Source organism: Xanthomonas prunicola, from assembly GCF_002846205.1.
GTDB lineage: Bacteria > Pseudomonadota > Gammaproteobacteria > Xanthomonadales > Xanthomonadaceae > Xanthomonas > Xanthomonas prunicola.
In genome coordinates, this window is the sequence record NZ_PHKV01000001.1 from 1,370,846 (window position 1) to 1,385,099 (window position 14,254).

A 14,254-nucleotide genomic window follows, 5' to 3' on the forward strand; every position below is an offset into this window, starting at 1 on the left:
ACTGGACGCACCGGCGCGCAGTGCGCGGGATCAGGCCTTCAACGTAGCCAGCACGTCATTGAAGGTCTTGCTCGGACGCATCGCTTCGCTGACCTTGGCCAGATCAGGATGGTAGTAACCACCGATCTCGACCGGCTTGCCTTGCGCGCCATTGAGCTCGGCCACGATCGTGGTTTCGTTCTCGGTCAGCGCCTTGGCCAGCGGTGCGAACTTGGCCTGCAATGCGGCGTCTTCGGTCTGCGCGGCCAGGGCCTGCGCCCAGTACATCGCCAGATAGAAATGGCTGCCGCGGTTGTCCAGTTCACCGACCTTGCGTGCCGGCGACTTGTTGTTGTCCAGGAACTGGCCATTGGCCACGTCCAGCGCCTTGGCCAGCACCGTGGCCGACGGGTTGTTGTAGCGGTTGCCCAGATGCTCCAGCGACGCGGCCAGGGCCAGGAATTCGCCGAGCGAATCCCAGCGCAGGCAGTTCTCTTCGACGAACTGCTGCACGTGCTTGGGCGCCGAGCCGCCGGCACCGGTCTCGAACAGGCCGCCGCCGGCCATCAGCGGCACGATGGAGAGCATCTTGGCACTGGTGCCCAGCTCCATGATCGGGAACAGGTCGGTGAGGTAATCGCGCAGTACGTTGCCGGTGACCGAGATGGTGTCCTGGCCCTTGCGGATGCGCTCCAGCGAGAAGGTGGTGGCCTCCACCGGCGGCAGGATGCGGATATCCAGACCGTTGGTGTCGTGATCCTTCAGATACTGCTCGACCTTGGCAATCACCTGCGCATCGTGCGCGCGTGCATTGTCCAGCCAGAACACCGCCGGGGTGTCGCTCAGACGTGCGCGCTCGACGGCCAGCTTCACCCAGTCCTGGATCGGCGCGTCCTTGACCTGGCACATGCGCCACAAATCGCCGGCTTCCACCGCGTGCTCGAACACCGTCTTGCCGTTGGCATCGGTGACCTTGACGGTGCCGGCAGTGGCCATCTGGAAGGTCTTGTCGTGCGAGCCGTATTCCTCGGCTTTCTGCGCCATCAAGCCCACGTTGGGCACCGAGCCCATGGTGGACGGATCGAACGCGCCATGCGCCTTGCAGTCATCGATCACCGCCTGATACACACCGGCGTAGCAGCGATCCGGAATCACTGCCTTGGTGTCCTGCAACTTGCCGGCGGCATTCCACATCTGGCCGGAGTCGCGGATCATCGCCGGCATGGAGGCGTCCACGATCACGTCGCTGGGCACATGCAGGTTGGTGATGCCCTTGTCCGAATTGACCATCGCCAGACCAGGACGCTGCGCGTATTCGGCCTGGATATCGACCTTGATCTGCGCTTGCTGATCTTCCGGCAGCGTGCCGATGCGGGCGTACAGATCGCCGATCCCGTTGTTGGGATCGAAGCCGACCGACTTGAGTACATCGGCATGCTTGCTCAGCGTGTCCTTGTAGAACTCACCGACGACGACGCCGAACAGCACCGGGTCGGAGACCTTCATCATGGTGGCTTTCAGATGCACCGAGAACAGCACGTCGCGGGCCTTGGCATCGGCAATCTGCGCGTCGATGAAGCTGGCCAGCGCGCGCTTGCTCAACACGGCGGCATCGACGATTTCGCCGGCTTTGACCGCGACCTTGTCTTTCAGCACGGTGCTGCTGCCGTCGGCACCGACGAATTCGATCTTCAACGTGCCGGCATCGGCCAGGGTGGTGGACTGCTCGCTACCGAAGAAATCGCCAGACTCCATGTGCGACACGTGCGACTTGGAATCGCCACTCCACTTGCCCATGCGATGCGGGTGCTTGCGTGCGTAATTCTTCACCGACAGCGGTGCGCGGCGATCGGAATTGCCCTCGCGCAGCACCGGGTTCACCGCGCTGCCCTTGACCTTGTCGTAGCGCGCCTTGACGTCTTTTTCGGTTGCATCCTTGGGCTCGTCCGGATATGCCGGCAGCGCATAACCCTGGCCTTGCAACTCCTTGATCGCAGCCTTGAGCTGGGGCACCGAGGCGCTGATGTTGGGCAGCTTGATGATGTTGGCTTCTGGCGTGGTAGCCAGCTCACCGAGTTCGCCCAGATCGTCGGCAATCTTCTGCTCCTCGCTCAGATACTCGGGAAACAGCGAAAGAATGCGCCCCGCCAACGAGATATCGCGCGTTTCGACCACGATGCCGGCGGTATCGGTGTAGGCATCGATGATCGGCAGCAGCGACTGCGTGGCAAGGTAGGGTGCTTCGTCGGTGAGCGTGTAGAGGATCTTCGGTGTCTTCGACATGAGGTGCGATGGCTCTTGTGGTCGGGAGGAACGCCGGCATTCACGGACGATGGCAATGGTGCGCGCGACGGGGGTCGTTGATGGCACACCAGTTGGCCAGCACGTTGGATGCGGCGATGGATCAGCACGGCATTGTCGCGTCTGAGCCGCGCCCGGGTAAAGCGACCACAGGCGGATGCTTCGTCCCGTCACACGCCCCATCGACATGGATGCAGCTGTAACGAATACGGGACACAGCAAGAAGGGCGCAGCCTGATGGTCGCGCCCCTCTTGGATGGCTCGATGAACTATCGCGCTACTTCCTGACGGAAGTGAGGTTGCACATGGCCAGGATCGACCGTCGTCACTGCGTCACGCACGCTTACTTGACCGTGATGGTCTGCGGGTTGCCGGCGGGCTTGCCGTCCACCATCACCTGCGCGGTGTAGGTGCCGGCCGGCCAACCATCTGGCTTGCTGAAGCTGAGGTTGGTGGTTTCAGCGCCAGTGGTGTTCAACGTGGCGTTCTGCTCGCCTGCCACTTGACCATCCTGATAGGTCAGCTTGGCCGACACGGCAACATTGCTGGCACTGCCATCGGTCTTGACCGACACGATGATGGTGTCCTTGGTGCCAACGTTGGACGATGGAGTGACCGTTTTATCAGCTGCGGCCTTCGTGCCGACGACCACGCTGGAAACCCTCACCGCGCCACCCATTGCAGCGCCGCCATCGGTACTGGCTGCGCCAGTCGTACTGCTCTGCCCCGCCTGATCGCTGGCCGGCGGTGTGGCCGCCGGGCCGGGCATTGCTTCGGTGGGGGCGCCGGAGGTTGGGTCCTTGGACACGCTGTCATCGGTCTTCTTGCTGCAACCGGACAATGCCAGCACGCCGGCCAACGCGATAACGAGGCTGCTGGAAATGGACTTAGTGGACATGAATGCGTTCTCCGATAATGAAACACCCGCACTTGGTGTTTGGATGTTTTGTGGGTTTAGACAATGGGTAATCGGCAAGCACTAGCTTTTAGAAACCCGCTACTTTCATGATTTGGCAGGAAGACGCAGGACCTGGCCCGGAAAGATTTTGTCCGGATCCTTCAGCGTTTCGCGGTTGGCTTCGAAAATACGTGGCCAGAGATTGCCGTCGCCCAGGTGGCGTTTGGCAATACTGGACAGGCTATCGCCGGCCTGGACGGTGACCGATTCTTCGACGAGCTTGGCAGTGCTTTCTACACTGGTATGCACGTTGGAAAAATCCGGTGCAGGCGTGACCTCGGCGGTACTGTCGGCCGAAGAGGTGACGTTGGAAAAATCTGCTTTCTTGTCGACACTCATTGCTGCAACCCCTGTGCATCGCGGTAGCAGCAGGGTGCGCGGGGTGCCGTTAAGCGTGGATCGCGCCGCCGTGAAGCTGGCGCGATCCCGTACGCGTAGGCTTACTGACGCAGGTCGCGAAAAATCGACAGCGGCGTCGGAACGCTCGGCGAGCTGCGCAGCGGATTAATGTCCAGGCCGCCACGACGTGTATAGCGTGCTTCTACTACCAACCACTCCGGTGCGCACTGCGCCAGTACGTCGTTGAAAATACGCTCGACGCATTGCTCGTGAAATTCGGCGTGGTCACGAAAACTCACCAGATAGCGCAGCAGCCCTTCGCGGTCGATCGGTGCGCCGCGGTAACGCAGCGTGACGCTGGCCCAATCCGGCTGACCGGTGACCGGGCAATTGGATTTGAGCAAGGCCGAAGTCAGCACTTCTTCCACCACTGGCTGCGCCTGTGCGGAGAGGTACGCGGCATTCGGTGGGCCGTAATCGTCGATGCTGACGTCGAGTGCGTCGATCGATTCGCCCTCACCCACCGCGTCGATCGGCGGCAGGCCGAACTCCACCGCCACATCGGCACCGGCACGCGTCGACAGATCGGTGGCGATGCGCGTACGCACCGCTTCGGCACTGTTGAAGCGGGTAGCGTTGAGCGAATTGAGATACAGCTTGAGCGATTTGGATTCGATCAGCGACGGCGAGTCGCATGGCACATGCAGGGTGGCCGTCGCCACGCAGGGCTTGCCTTGCGCATCGAGCCAGCTCAGCTCGTAGGCGTGCCAGCGATCGCGGCCGATGAAGGGCAAAGCGCCGGTCAGGCCGATCGCCTCGCGCCCGGCCGCGCGCGGAATCGGAAACAGCAGCGACGGGTCGTAGCCGCTGGGATAGGCAACCTCACGACCGAGGGTGGACTCTTCTGGAGTATTCATCGCGCCATTTTAGGCCGAGCCGACTGGCCGTGAGCTATATGGCAGACGCTGAAGCACCTAGCTGGCGACAGGGCAGCGAGCCTTCAAGCGGCCCGCCGCCCCACGCAATCACCAATGCTCCAGCGGAAACCGCGCAACTGCACACGATTCCCCATTCCCCATTCCCGAATCCCGATTCCCGAATCAGCCAGCCTCGCCCTGATGCAGGTAATCCAGCGACACCTGCAACAGGGCGCGCAAGCCCACATCGAGCGACGACTCGTCCAACAGGAACTGCGGCGAATGGTTGCTGGGTGCGGTGGCCGGGTCGATGCCCTTGGCGGTGGAGCCGACGAAGAAGAACATCGATGGCACCTGCTGGGCGTAGAACGAGAAATCTTCCGCGCCCATCTGCAGCGGCGGCTCGTACACATTGCCGGCGCCCACCACGGCCTGCAGGCTGGGGAGCATCTTGGCAGTCAGTGCCGGGTCGTTGACGGTGGCGGGGTTGCCTGGCTGATCCGGCACCTGCGCTTCGACCTTGGCCCCATGCGCAGCAGCGGTGTGTTCGGCCACGTTCTTGAGATCGGCAAAGATCTGCTGGCGCATGCCCTCGTCGAAGGTGCGAATGGTGCCGACCATTTCCACATCGTCGGGGATGATGTTGTAGCGGATGCCGCCCTTGATCGCGCCAAAACTCAGCACCGCCGGCTGCTTGGACAGGTTGGCGCGGCGGCTGATCACTGTTTGCGCAGCGCCGATCATGTCGGCGCTGGCCACGATCGGGTCGATGCCGTTCCACGGTGCCGAGCCATGGGTCTGCCGACCGATCATCTTGATTGCGAAGCGGTCCGACGCCGCCATCAGCGGCCCCCCGCGCACGGCGATCTTGCCGGCCTGCACGCTGGAGAACACATGCAGGCCGAATACCGCCTGCGGCTTGAAGTCGGCGAACAGACCCTCTTTCAGCATCAGCGAGGCGCCACCCTCTTCGTTACCGGGCGCGCCCTCTTCGGAGGGCTGGAAGATCAGCATCACCTCGCCCGGCAACTGATCGCGCATACCGACCAGCGCCTCGGCCACGCCGAGCAGGATGGCGGTGTGGGCGTCGTGGCCGCAGGCGTGCATCACGCCGACCTGCTCGCCGCGGTACTCGGCGGTGGCCCTGGAGGCGAACGGCAGCCCGGTCTGCTCCTTCACCGGCAGCGCGTCCATGTCCGCACGCAGGGCGATCTTCGGCCCCGGCTTGCCGCCCTTGATGATGGCCACCACGCCGTGATGGGCGATACCGGTGCGCGGTTTGAGGCCGAGCTTGCGCAGCTGCGCGGCCACGGCGGCGGCGGTGCGCTCCTCGCGGTTAGAGAGCTCGGGGTGTTGGTGGAAGTCGCGGCGCCATTGCACCACCTTGGCCTGCAGCGGGGCAGCGGCGGCCTGAACTTCGGGCCGTTGCGCGGTCTGCGCGGCGGCGAGCGTGGGCAGGGCGAGCAACAGCGCGCTGGTCAGCAGGCGGGAGGGGCGCATCGGCAATCCTCTGAAGATGGCTGCCTAATGTAGTTCAGGCGCATGCTGGATGGGCTGCAGTGGGCCCCGATTCAGCCAGGCGGTCAACCGCGGCAGGCATGGTGCGTTGCTTCCGGGGTGCAACTGTGACCATTGCTGTCGTTTCGCCGGCCGAGCCGTTACTTCAGTAACGCTCAATTTGGTGTGACGCAACGATATGCTTCGCACAGCCGCCCCACGGTCGCACCCACGCGCCCGGCCCGCCCCTCAGGAGTTGTCGCATGTCGCGTTTTTGGAAGATCACACTGCTGGTTGTAGCGGTGCTCGTCGTGGTGTTCGTCGCAATGCGGATGATGGGTGGGAGCCACCACGGCAAGCGCGCAGGCGCACAGGACGGCAATGACCCCGAAAACAGCGGTCCGGTGCCGGTCACAGTGGTGGCGGCCACCACGCAGGATGTGCCGGTCTATGCCAGCGCGCTGGGTACGGTCACCGCGCTCAATACAGTCACGGTCAGCCCGCAGGTCGGCGGCCAGCTCATGAGCCTGAACTTTAAGGAAGGCCAGGAAGTGAAGAAGGGCGATCTGCTGGCGCAGATCGATCCACGCACGCTGCAGGCCAGCTACGACCAGGCGTTGGCGGCCAAGCGCCAGAACCAGGCGCTGTTGGCAACCTCGCGGGTCAACTATCAGCGCTCCAACGATCCTGCCTACAAGCAATACGTTTCGCGCACAGACCTGGATACCCAGCGTAACCAGGTTGCCCAGTACGAAGCCGCGGTCTCTGCCAACGATGCGCAGATGCGCTCGGCGCAGGTGCAGTTGCAGTTCACCCGCATCACCGCACCCATCGACGGCATCGCCGGCATCCGCGGCGTGGACGTGGGCAACATCGTCAGCAGCACCTCCACCATCGTCACACTGACCCAGATCCGCCCGATCTACGTGTCCTTCAACCTGCCCGAGCGTGAGTTGCAGGCCGTGCGCGCCGGCCAGGCGGCGACGCCACTGTCCGTGGCCGCACTGGACCGCGGCGATGCGCATGTGATCAGCGGCGACGGCAAGCTGGATGTGATCGACAACCGCATTTCCGCCGACAGCGGCACCTTCGGCGCGCGCGCGATCTTCGGCAATACCGACAACGCGCTGTGGCCGGGTCAGTTCGTCAACGTACGCCTGCAACTGCGCACCATCGCCGGCGGCACCGTGGTGCCGACCCAGTCGGTACAGCGCGGCCCGGACGGCGATTACGTCTATGTGGTGGGCGGTGACAACACCGCACAGATGCGCACCGTGGTGCAGGGCGTGGAGGTGGACGACAGCCATGTGCAGGTGACCAAGGGCCTCAAGCCCGGCGAGCGCGTGGTGACCGAAGGCCAGTTCCGCCTGAAGCCGGGCAGCAAGGTCAGCGCGCTCAAGCCAGGCGAGACGCCGCCGGAGCCGACCGAGGCCGAACTCAAGGCGGCGCACGACAAACAGGGCCGTGCGGGTGGCACCGGCGGCCGTCGTGGCGGCGGTCCACGCTAATCCTCGACCACCGGCGACGGACCTTCCGTCGCCGGCGTGCGTCGGCGCTGCATGCGCCGGCTTCGCTTGACGTCTTCAGCAAGGACACCCCCCGTGGGCTTTTCGACCATCTTCATCCGCCGCCCGATCGCTACTTCGTTGTTGATGGCCGGCGTCCTGCTGTTAGGCATTCTCGGTTACCGTCAACTGCCGGTCTCTGCATTGCCGGAAATCGACGCCCCCAGCCTGGTCGTCACCACCCAGTACCCCGGTGCCAATGCGACCACCATGGCCTCATTGGTGACCACGCCGCTGGAGCGCCAGTTCGGGCAGATCTCCGGCCTGCAGATGATGACCTCCGATTCGTCGGCGGGCCTGTCCACCATCATTCTGCAGTTCTCGATGGAGCGCGATATCGATATCGCCTCGCAGGATGTGCAGGCGGCGATCCGCCAGGCCACCCTGCCCTCCTCGCTGCCCTACCAGCCGGTCTATAACCGGGTCAACCCGGCAGACGCGGCGATTCTCACGCTCAAGCTCACCTCCGATTCGCTACCGCTGCGCGAGGTCAACCGCTACGCGGATGCGATTCTGGCCCAGCGTCTGTCGCAGGTGCCGGGTGTGGGCCTGGTCTCGATCGCCGGCAACGTCCGCCCTGCGGTGCGCATCCAGGTCAATCCGGCGCAGCTGTCCAACATGGGCCTGACCATGGAGTCGCTGCGCAGCGCGCTGACCCAGACCAACGTCAGCGCGCCGAAGGGCTCGCTCAACGGCAAGACCCAGTCCTACAGCATCGGCACCAACGACCAGCTCACCGATGCGGCGCAGTACCGCGAGACCATCATCAGCTACAAGGATGGCCGCCCGGTGCGGCTGGCGGATGTGGCCAACGTGGTCGATGGCGTGGAAAACGACCAGCTGGCCGCCTGGGCCGACGGCAAGCAGGCGGTACTGCTGGAGATCCGCCGCCAGCCGGGCGCCAACATCGTGCAGACGGTGGAGCAGATCCGCAGCATCCTGCCGCAGCTGCAGTCGGTGTTGCCGGCCGATGTGCATCTGGAGGTGTTCTCCGACCGCACCGAAACCATCCGCGCCTCGGTGCACGAAGTGAAGTTCACCCTGGTGCTGACCATTGCGCTGGTGGTGGCCGTGATCTTCGTGTTCCTGCGCCGGCTATGGGCCACCATCATTCCCTCGGTGGCGGTGCCGCTGTCGCTGGCTGGCACCTTCGCGGTGATGGCATTTGCGGGCATGTCGCTGGACAACCTGTCGCTGATGGCGCTGGTGGTGGCCACCGGGTTCGTGGTCGACGATGCGATCGTGATGATCGAAAACATCGTGCGCTACATCGAGCAGGGCAAGAGCGGGCCGGAAGCGGCCGAGATCGGCGCCAAGCAGATCGGTTTCACCGTGTTGTCGCTGACCGTGTCGCTGGTGGCGGTGTTCCTGCCGCTGCTGCTGATGCCCGGCGTGACCGGGCGACTCTTCCACGAGTTTGCGTGGGTGCTGTCGATTGCGGTGGTGATCTCGATGCTGGTGTCGCTGACGCTGACGCCGATGATGTGCGCCTATCTGCTCAAGCCCGATGCCTTGCCCGAAGGCGAAGACGCGCACGAGCGCGCAACCGCCGCCGGCAAGCGCAATCTGTGGACGCGCACCGTGGGCACTTACGAGCGCAGCCTGGACTGGGTGCTTGCCCATCAACCGCTGACCCTGGCGGTGGCGATCGGCGCGGTAGCGTTGACGGTGGTGCTGTATGTGGTCATCCCCAAGGGCTTGCTGCCCGAGCAGGACACCGGCCTGATCACCGGCGTGGTACAGGCCGACCAGAACGTGGCGTTCCCGCAGATGGAGCAGCGCACCCAGGCGGTCGCCGCCGCGTTGCGGAAAGACCCGGCGGTGACCGGCGTGGCGGCCTTCATCGGCGCCGGCACCATGAACCCCACCCTCAACCAGGGCCAGCTGTCGATCGTGCTGAAGACGCGCGGTGACCGCGATGGTCTGGACGAGGTACTGCCGCGCCTGCAGAAAGCCGTGGCCGGCATTCCGGGCGTGGCCTTGTTCCTCAAGCCGGTCCAGGACGTCACCCTGGACACGCGTGTGGCCGCGACCGAATACCAGTACTCGATCTCGGACGTGGACAGCAGCGAGCTGGCGACCTGGGCCGGGCGCATGACCGAGGCGATGCGCAAACTGCCCGAGCTGGCGGATGTGGACAACAACCTGGCCAACCAGGGGCGTGCGCTGGAATTGAACATCGACCGCGACAAAGCCAGCATGCTCGGCGTGCCGATGCAGACCATCGACGACACGCTGTACGACTCGTTCGGCCAGCGCCAGATCTCCACCATCTTCACCGAGCTCAATCAGTACCGCGTGGTGCTGGAAGTGGCGCCGGAATTCCGCAGCAGCACGGCATTGATGAACCAGCTGGCCGTGGCCAGCAACGGCAGCGGCGCGCTGACCGGCACCAACGCCACCAGCTTCGGCCAGGTGACCTCGTCCAACTCGTCCACGGCCACCGGTGTGGGCGCGCAGAACACCGGCATCGTGGTCGGCGCCGGCAGCATCATTCCGCTGGCCGCTTTGGCCGAAGCCAAGGTCACCAACACACCGTTGGTGGTGAGCCACCAGCAGCAGCTGCCCGCGGTCACGATCTCGTTCAATCTGGCGCCAGGCCATTCGCTGTCGCAGGCGGTAGCGGCGATCGAAAAAGCACGCCAAGAGCTCAAGATCCCGACCCAGGTGCATGCGCAGTTCGTCGGCAAGGCCGCCGAATTCACCGGCAGCCAGACCGACATCGTATGGCTGCTGCTGGCCTCGATCGTGGTGATCTACATCGTGCTGGGCGTGTTGTACGAAAGCTACATCCACCCGTTGACGATCATCTCCACGCTGCCGCCAGCCGGTGTCGGTGCGTTGCTGGCCTTGATGATGTGCGGGCTCAGCCTGTCGGTGGACGGCATCGTCGGCATCGTGCTGCTGATCGGCATCGTCAAGAAAAACGCCATCATGATGATCGACTTCGCCATCGACGCACGCCGCGAAGGGGCGAACGCGCACGATGCGATCCGGCGCGCCTGCCTGCTGCGCTTCCGTCCGATCATGATGACCACCGCTGCGGCCATGCTGGGCGCCTTGCCGCTGGCGCTGGGCACCGGCATCGGCTCGGAATTGCGCCGCCCGCTGGGCATCGCCATTGTCGGCGGCCTGCTGCTCTCGCAGCTGGTGACGCTGTACACCACCCCGGTGATCTATCTGTACATGGAACGCGGCGGCGAACGGCTGCGTGCCTGGCGTGCGCAGCGTGCGGCGCGCCGTGACGGCGTCACTGCGGCATCCACATCGGAGCGCTCGGCATGACCACCGATGGCGTCATCGCCGATCGGTCTGCCTGCCCGCGGCATCGCCTTCCCGCACGCGCGTATGGCAACTGCGCTGGCTGTTGCCTTTCCCGATTCCCGAATCCCGATTCCCGACTCCCGGCAGTCACCCCATGAACATCTCCGCGCCCTTCATCAAGCGCCCGATCGGCACCTCGTTGCTGGCGATCGGTTTGTTCGTGATTGGATTGATGTGCTACCTGCGGCTGGGCGTGGCGTCGTTGCCGAACATCCAGATTCCGATCATCTTCGTGCACGCCACCCAATCCGGTGCCGACGCCAGCACCATGGCCTCCACGGTCACCGCACCGCTGGAACGTCACCTGGGCCAATTGCCCGGGATCGACCGCATGCGCTCGTCCAGTTCGGAGAGCAGCAGCCTGGTCGTGCTGGTGTTCCAGAGCAGTCGCAATATCGATTCGGCCGCGCAGGACATCCAGACCGCGATCAATGCATCGCAGTCGGACCTGCCCTCCGGACTCGGTACGCCGATGTACTCCAAGGCCAACCCGAACGACGACCCGGTGATCGCCATCGCGTTGACCTCGGACACGCAATCGGCCGATGAACTCTACAACGTGGCCGACTCGCTGCTTGCACAGCGGCTACGCCAGATCACCGGCATCAGCTCGGTGGACATTGCCGGCGCCTCCACGCCTGCGGTGCGCGTGGACGTGGACCTGCGCGCGCTCAACGCGCTAGGCCTGACACCGGACAATCTGCGCAATGCGGTGCGTGCAGCCAATGTCACCTCGCCGACCGGATTCCTGTCCGACGGCAACACCACCATGGCCATCATCGCCAACGATTCGGTGTCCAAGGCCGCCGATTTTGCGCAGCTGGCGATCGCCACGCAGTCCAACGGACGCATCGTGCGGCTGGGCGATGTGGCCACCGTCTACGACGGTCAGCAGGATGCCTATCAAGCCGCCTGGTTCAACGGCAAACCGGCGGTGGTGATGTATGCCTTCACCCGCGCCGGCGCCAACATCGTCGAAACCGTGGACCAGGTGAAGGCGCAGATTCCCGAGCTGCGCAGCTACCTACAACCCGGCACCACGCTCACGCCCTACTTCGACCGCACGCCCACCATTCGCGCCTCGCTGCACGAGGTGCAAGCCACGCTGATGATCAGTCTGGTGATGGTGATCCTGACCATGGCGCTGTTCCTGCGCCGCCTGGCGCCGACGCTGATCGCGGCGATCACCGTGCCGCTGTCGCTGGCTGGCTCGGCGCTGGTGATGTACGTGCTCGGCTTCACCTTGAACAACCTCAGCCTGCTGGCGTTGGTGATCGCCATTGGCTTCGTGGTCGACGATGCGATCGTCGTGATCGAAAACGTCATGCGCCATCTCGACGAAGGCATGTCGCGCATGGAAGCGGCGTTAGCCGGTGCGCGCGAGATCGGCTTTACCATCGTCTCCATCACCGCCTCGCTGGTGGCAGTGTTTATCCCGATGCTGTTCGCCAGCGGCATGGTCGGTGCGTTCTTCCGCGAGTTCACCGTGACCTTGGTGGCGGCGATCGTGGTCTCGATGCTGGTGTCGCTGACCTTGACGCCTGCGCTATGCAGCCGCTTCCTGTCGGCGCACAGCGAGCCGGAAAAACCCAGCCGTTTCGGCGCCTGGCTGGACCGCATGCACGACCGCATGTTGCGTGTGTACACGGTGGCGCTGGATTTCTCGCTACGCCACGCGCTGCTGCTGTCGTTGACGCCGTTGTTGCTGATCGCCGCCACCATCTTTCTGGGTAGTGCGGTCAAAAAGGGCTCGTTTCCCGCACAGGACACCGGCCTGATCTGGGGCCGCGCCAATTCCAGCGCCACGGTGTCGTTCGCCGACATGGTCAGCCGCCAGCGCCGCATCACCGACATGCTGATGGCCGATCCGGCGGTGAAAACCGTCGGCGCACGCCTGGGCTCCGGCCGTCAGGGCTCCAGCGCATCGTTCAACATCGAGCTGAAAAAGCGCGATGAAGGCCGTCGTGACACCACCGCGGACGTGGTTGCACGTCTGAGCGCCAAGGCCGACCGTTACCCGGATCTTGACCTGCGCCTGCGTGCGATCCAGGACCTGCCCAGCGACGGCGGCGGCGGCACCAGCCAGGGCGCCCAATATCGCGTATCGCTGCAGGGCAACGACCTGGCGCAATTGCAGGAATGGCTGCCCAAACTGCAGGCCGCGTTAAAAAAGAACCCACGCCTGCGCGATGTCGGCACCGATGTGGATACCTCGGGCCTGCGCCAGAACATCGTGATCGACCGCGCCAAGGCCGCGCGTCTGGGCATTTCGGTCGGCGCCATCGATGGCGCGCTGTATGGCGCGTTCGGCCAGCGCTCCATTTCCACTATCTATTCCGATCTCAATCAGTACAGCGTGGTGGTCAATGCCCTGCCGTCGCAGACGGCCACGCCCAAGGCGCTGGATCAGATCTTCGTGCCCAACCGTGCAGGGCAAATGGTGCCGATCACCGCCGTCGCCACTCAGGTCCCGGGCCTGGCGCCGCCGCAGATCATTCATGAAAACCAGTACACCACGATGGATCTGAGCTACAACCTGGCGCCGGGCGTCAGCACCGGCGAGGCGGATCTGATCATCCAATCCACTGTGGACGGCTTGCGCATGCCCGACGGCATCCGCCTCAGTGGCGACGACAGTTTCAACGTGCAGCTCAGCCCCAATTCGATGGGCATTCTGCTGCTGGCGGCGGTGCTCACCGTCTACATCGTGCTGGGCATGCTCTACGAGAGCCTGATCCACCCGGTCACCATCCTGTCCACCTTGCCGGCTGCCGGTGTCGGCGCGCTGCTGGCGTTGTTCATCACCAATACCGAACTGTCGGTGATCTCGATGATCGCGCTGGTGCTGCTGATCGGCATCGTCAAGAAGAACGCCATCATGATGATCGACTTCGCGCTGGTGGCGCAGCGCGTGCACGGCATGGATGCGCGCGCGGCCGCACGCGAGGCGTCGATCGTGCGCTTCCGCCCGATCATGATGACCACGATGGTGGCGATCCTGGCCGCCGTGCCGCTGGCGGTGGGCCTGGGCGAAGGCTCGGAGCTGCGCCGCCCGCTGGGCATCGCAATGATCGGCGGGCTGGTGTTCTCGCAGAGCCTGACCTTGCTCAGCACCCCGGCGCTGTACGTGATTTTCTCGTGTCTGAGCGCGCGCTGGAAAGCGCGTCGCGCACGTGCGCGCGCACGCCGTGCCGAACGCGCTGCGGCACGCCGTCCGGCGGCACAAGCGCAGTGAGGTTTCGCACCGAAGACCGCTCAGCCCGGCGGTACGGTCTTCAGTGTGTTGCGGCGCAGCCACGCAGACATGGTCGCCTGCGTGGTGATCCAGGGAGTGGTCTTGGCACGTGTCTGCGCGCAGACATAGCCGCATGCGT

The 14,254-nt window shown here is 64.4% G+C and carries 8 protein-coding genes; 3 read left to right on the forward strand and 5 right to left on the reverse strand.

Annotation, left to right across the window (positions count from 1 at the left end; genetic code table 11):
* Positions 1 to 30 precede the first annotated feature (30 nt).
* The 5 genes from XpruCFBP8353_RS06205 to XpruCFBP8353_RS06225 all read right to left on the reverse strand — a co-directional run bounded on the left by XpruCFBP8353_RS06205 (position 31) and on the right by XpruCFBP8353_RS06225 (position 5,994).
* Positions 31 to 2,262, reverse strand: a complete 2,232-nt coding sequence (locus XpruCFBP8353_RS06205; protein WP_101362358.1) for an NADP-dependent isocitrate dehydrogenase — start codon at positions 2,260 to 2,262, stop codon at positions 31 to 33.
* A gap of 361 nt (positions 2,263 to 2,623) precedes the next feature.
* On the reverse strand, positions 2,624 to 3,178 hold the full coding sequence (locus XpruCFBP8353_RS06210) for a hypothetical protein (protein WP_101362359.1): 555 nt from the start codon (positions 3,176 to 3,178) through the stop codon (positions 2,624 to 2,626).
* Between the two features lie 105 nt (positions 3,179 to 3,283).
* Positions 3,284 to 3,577 carry a LysM peptidoglycan-binding domain-containing protein gene (locus tag XpruCFBP8353_RS06215; RefSeq protein ID WP_101362360.1) on the reverse strand — a complete coding sequence of 98 codons (294 nt, stop codon included), beginning with the start codon at positions 3,575 to 3,577 and terminating at the stop codon, positions 3,284 to 3,286.
* A 101-nt stretch (positions 3,578 to 3,678) separates the two neighbouring features.
* Positions 3,679 to 4,494, reverse strand: a complete 816-nt coding sequence (gene queF, locus XpruCFBP8353_RS06220; RefSeq protein WP_101362361.1) for an NADPH-dependent 7-cyano-7-deazaguanine reductase QueF — start codon at positions 4,492 to 4,494, stop codon at positions 3,679 to 3,681.
* Between the two features lie 183 nt (positions 4,495 to 4,677).
* Positions 4,678 to 5,994, reverse strand: coding sequence for a M20 family metallopeptidase (locus XpruCFBP8353_RS06225; protein WP_101362362.1), 1,317 nt, complete (start codon positions 5,992 to 5,994; stop codon positions 4,678 to 4,680).
* 260 nt (positions 5,995 to 6,254) lie between these two features.
* Between XpruCFBP8353_RS06225 and XpruCFBP8353_RS06230 the strand changes: the two genes are divergently transcribed.
* The 3 genes from XpruCFBP8353_RS06230 to XpruCFBP8353_RS06240 all read left to right on the forward strand — a co-directional run bounded on the left by XpruCFBP8353_RS06230 (position 6,255) and on the right by XpruCFBP8353_RS06240 (position 14,115).
* Positions 6,255 to 7,499, forward strand: coding sequence for an efflux RND transporter periplasmic adaptor subunit (locus XpruCFBP8353_RS06230; RefSeq protein WP_101362363.1), 1,245 nt, complete (start codon positions 6,255 to 6,257; stop codon positions 7,497 to 7,499).
* A 93-nt stretch (positions 7,500 to 7,592) separates the two neighbouring features.
* On the forward strand, positions 7,593 to 10,841 hold the full coding sequence (locus XpruCFBP8353_RS06235; protein ID WP_162300957.1) for an efflux RND transporter permease subunit: 3,249 nt from the start codon (positions 7,593 to 7,595) through the stop codon (positions 10,839 to 10,841).
* Between the two features lie 133 nt (positions 10,842 to 10,974).
* Complete coding sequence (locus tag XpruCFBP8353_RS06240) at positions 10,975 to 14,115, forward strand: efflux RND transporter permease subunit (RefSeq protein ID WP_101362365.1); 3,141 nt, start codon at positions 10,975 to 10,977, stop codon at positions 14,113 to 14,115.
* Positions 14,116 to 14,254 lie beyond the last annotated feature (139 nt).